1 protein-coding gene is annotated in these 3,958 nt (G+C 68.1%); it reads left to right on the top strand.

Going from position 1 to position 3,958, the window contains the following annotated elements; translation table 11 throughout:
* Nucleotides 1-11 precede the first annotated feature (11 nt).
* Nucleotides 12-3,674, top strand: a complete 3,663-nt coding sequence (locus VA603_RS18345; RefSeq protein WP_323439688.1) for an indolepyruvate ferredoxin oxidoreductase family protein — start codon at nucleotides 12-14, stop codon at nucleotides 3,672-3,674.
* Nucleotides 3,675-3,958 lie beyond the last annotated feature (284 nt).

Below are 3,958 nucleotides of genomic sequence, written 5' to 3'. Positions count from 1 at the left end.
CCAATGACCCGCTGATCGGGGTCCGCGACCGCGACTACACGCTGGACCACAAGTACACGCGCACCGACGGCCGCATCTACCTGAGCGGGGTACAGGCACTGGTACGGCTGCCGCTGATGCAGCAGCAGCGTGACCTGGCGGCGGGGCTGAACACCGGCGGCTTCATCAGCGGCTACCGTGGCTCGCCGCTGGGCGGCTTCGACCTGGAGCTGTGGCGCGCGCGCAAGCACCTGGAGGCAGCCAAGGTGAAGTTCGTGCCCGGCCTCAACGAGGACCTCGGCGCGACCATGGTCTGGGGCACCCAGCAGACCAACCTGTTCCCCGGCGCCAACGTCGATGGCGTGTTCGGCATGTGGTACGGCAAGGGCCCGGGCGTGGACCGCTGCGGCGACGTGTTCAAGCACGGCAATGCCGCCGGCACCTCCAGGCACGGCGGTGTATTGGCGCTGGCCGCCGACGACCATGCCTGCCGCAGCTCGACCCTGCCGCATGGCAGCGAGGAGGAGTTCGTCAGCGCGATGATGCCGGTGCTGAACCCGGCCGGGGTGCAGGACATCCTGGACATGGGCCTGGTCGGCTGGGCGATGAGCCGCTACACCGGCCGCTGGATCGGCTTCAAGACCATCGCCGAGACGGTGGAATCCTCCGCATCGGTGGACGTGGACCCGTTCGCACGCCGTATCGTGCTGCCGGAAGACTTCGAGATGCCGCCGGCCGGGCTCAACATCCGCTGGCCGGACCCGCCGATGGAACAGGAGATGCGCCTGCACCGCTATGCGGTGAAGGCCGCGCAGGCCTTCGCCCGCGCCAACGGCATCGACAAGGTGGTGATGGACGCGCCGAACGCGCGGCTGGGCATCGTCACCACCGGCAAGAGCTACCTGGACGTGCTGCAGGCGCTGGAGTACCTGGGCCTGGACGAGAAGGCCTGCGCGCAGATCGGCATCCGCGTGTACAAGGTCGGCATGACCTGGCCGCTGGAACCGCAGGGCATCGCCGCGTTCGCGCGCGGCCTGCAGGACATCGTCGTGGTGGAGGAGAAGAAGGCCTTCATCGAGCGACAGATGAAGGAGTACTTCTACAACTGGCCGGCCAGCTGGGGCGCGCGCCCGTCCATCGTCGGCAAGTACGACGAGCAGGGCGAATGGATCCTGCCGTCCACCGGCGAACTCACCCCGGCCACCATCGCCGGCGTGATCGGCCGCCGCATCCAGCAGTTCTTCAACACCGAATCGATCGAGCAGCGCCTGCGCTGGATGGACGAGAAGGAAGCGGAGATGGCACTGCCGCGCGCGCAGTTCCCGCGCGTGCCGCATTACTGCTCCGGTTGCCCGCACAACACCTCCACCAACGTGCCGGAAGGCTCGCGTGCGATGGCCGGCATCGGCTGCCATTACATGGTGACGTGGATGGACCGCGACACCGACACCTTCACCCACATGGGCGGCGAAGGCGTCACCTGGGCCGGGCAGGCCGCCTTCACCGACACCGAGCACGTGTTCCAGAACCTCGGTGATGGCACCTACTTCCACAGCGGCTCGCTGGCGATCCGCCAGGCGATCGCCGCCGGCGTCAACATCACCTACAAGATCCTCTACAACGATGCGGTGGCGATGACCGGCGGGCAGCCGGTGGACGGCACCCTGACCGTGCCGCAGATCGCGCACCAGATGCGCGCCGAGGGCGTGTACACCATCGTGCTGCTGTCCGACGACATCGAGAAATGGAAGTCGCGTCGCCACGAATTCCCGTCCGACGTGGAGTTCCATGACCGCGCCGAGCTGGATGCCGTGCAGAAGCAGCTGCGCACGGTGAAGGGCACCAGTATCCTGATCTACGAGCAGACCTGTGCCACCGAGAAGCGCCGCCGCCGCAAGCGCGGCAAGCTGGTCGACCCGCCCAAGCGCACGATGATCAACTCGCTGGTCTGCGAAGGCTGCGGCGATTGCGGCGAGAAGAGCTTCTGCGTGTCGGTGCTGCCGAAGGAGACCGAGTTCGGCCGCAAGCGCGATATCGACCAGTCCAACTGCAACAAGGATTTCTCCTGCACCACCGGTTTCTGCCCCAGCTTCGTCACCGTGCACGGCGGCCAGCTGCGCAAGGGCAAGAAGAGCGATGCGGCCAGCCTGCTCGACAACCTGCCGACCCCGGCGTTCCGCACTGACCTGTCCCAGCCCTGGAACATCCTGATCACCGGCGTCGGTGGCACCGGCGTGGTCACCATCGGCGCGCTGCTGGGCATGGCCGGCCACCTGGAAGGCAAGGGCGCCAGCGTGCTCGACCAGACCGGCCTGGCGCAGAAGGGCGGCGCGGTCACCACCCACATCCGCATCGCCCACACCCCGGCCGACATCCACGCCGTGCGCATCGCCGCCGGCGAAGCGGACCTGGTGCTGGGCTGCGACATGGTGGTGGTCAACGACTACTGGGCACTGTCCAAGGTGCGCGCCGAGCGCTCGCAGGTGGTGCTCAACACCTACGAAGCCATGCCCGGCACGTTCACCACGCACCCGGACATGCAGTTCCCGGCCGCCGACATCATCGCCGGCGTGAAGGTGGCACTGGGCGGGCGTGACCCGATCCTGCTCGACGCCACCCAGCTGGCTACCGCGCTGCTCGGCGACGCCATCGCTTCCAACCTGTTCATCCTCGGCTTTGCCTGGCAGCAGGGGCTGGTGCCGTTGTCGCTGGAAGCACTGATGCGCGCCATCGAGCTCAACGGCGCGGCCATCGAGATGAACCAGAAGGCGTTTGCCTGGGGCCGGCTGGCGGCGATTGATCCGCAGGCCGTGCAGCAGGCCGCCGGGCTGGTGCGCAACATCCCGACCCATGCCGAGCGCACGCCGGGCGCGCTGCACGAGCTGCCGCCGGGTGAGTGGGAAGGCAGCGAGGCCGGCGCGCCGTCGGCACCGCGCAACCCCGGCAACGAGCCGGAGATCCGCGGCCTGCCCGCCGCCGGCCCGACCGATGGTGAGGCCACCTTCGCCGCGCTCGACGACGGCCGCCTGTCGCGCTCGCTCGACGAACTGGTCGCACGCCGCAGCGCCTTCCTCACCGACTATCAGGACGCGGCCTACGCCAACCGCTATCGCACGCTGGTCGATGCGGTGCGCGGCGCCGAGCAGCAGGCCGTGCCGGGCAGCACCGCGCTGACCGAGGCGGTGTCGCGCTACTTCTTCAAGCTGATGGCTTACAAGGACGAGTACGAAGTGGCCCGCCTGTACACCAGCGGCGACTTCATCAAGCGCGTGCAGCAGCAGTTCGAGGGCGACTACCAGGTGCGTTTCCACCTGGCACCGCCGCTGTTCGCCAAGCGCGACGAGCAGGGCCAGCTGCAGAAGAAGGAATACGGCCCGTGGATGTTCAAGGCCTTCGGCCTGCTGGCCAAGCTCAAGGGCTTGCGTGGCGGCCGCTTCGACGTCTTCGGCTACACCGAGGAACGCCGTGGCGAACGCCAGCTGATCGCCGACTACGAGAAGACCCTGCAGGAACTGCTGGGCGGGCTGGATGCGCGCCGGCTGGCGCTGGCGGTGGACATCGCCAGCATCCCCGAGCACATCCGCGGCTACGGCCACGTCAAGGAAGCGCACCTGCACGAAGCCAAGGCCCGCGAAGCGGCGCTGCTGGCAACGTGGCGCAACCCGAAGGCGCTGCATATCGTGCAGATGGCGTAAGCCGATGATGCGCCGCCTGTATTGCCCCGGAAAGGCGATGCAGGTGGCGCATGATCACCGAAGCGGGCGAGCCAGCGCCGGCGACGACGCGTTTCCTGCTCAGGCTGCATGGGGCATGCACAACCTGTTCGCATAGCCGCCCGGCCGTTCGCCGGGAAGCTGCGGGTCGGGGAAGCGGGTCGCCTGTCAGCGCGTCCGGAAATCCATGGAGACCAGCGACGGCCGCGCCTGCCCACCCACCTGCGCCGGCGTCCATTGGACGGACAGCACCATCTGCTTCTCCT

Source organism: Stenotrophomonas capsici, assembly GCF_034961085.1.
GTDB classification, from domain to species: domain Bacteria; phylum Pseudomonadota; class Gammaproteobacteria; order Xanthomonadales; family Xanthomonadaceae; genus Stenotrophomonas; species Stenotrophomonas capsici.
Note: the sequence above shows the minus strand (reverse complement) of the source record. Positions and strands in the feature narration are given on the sequence as shown.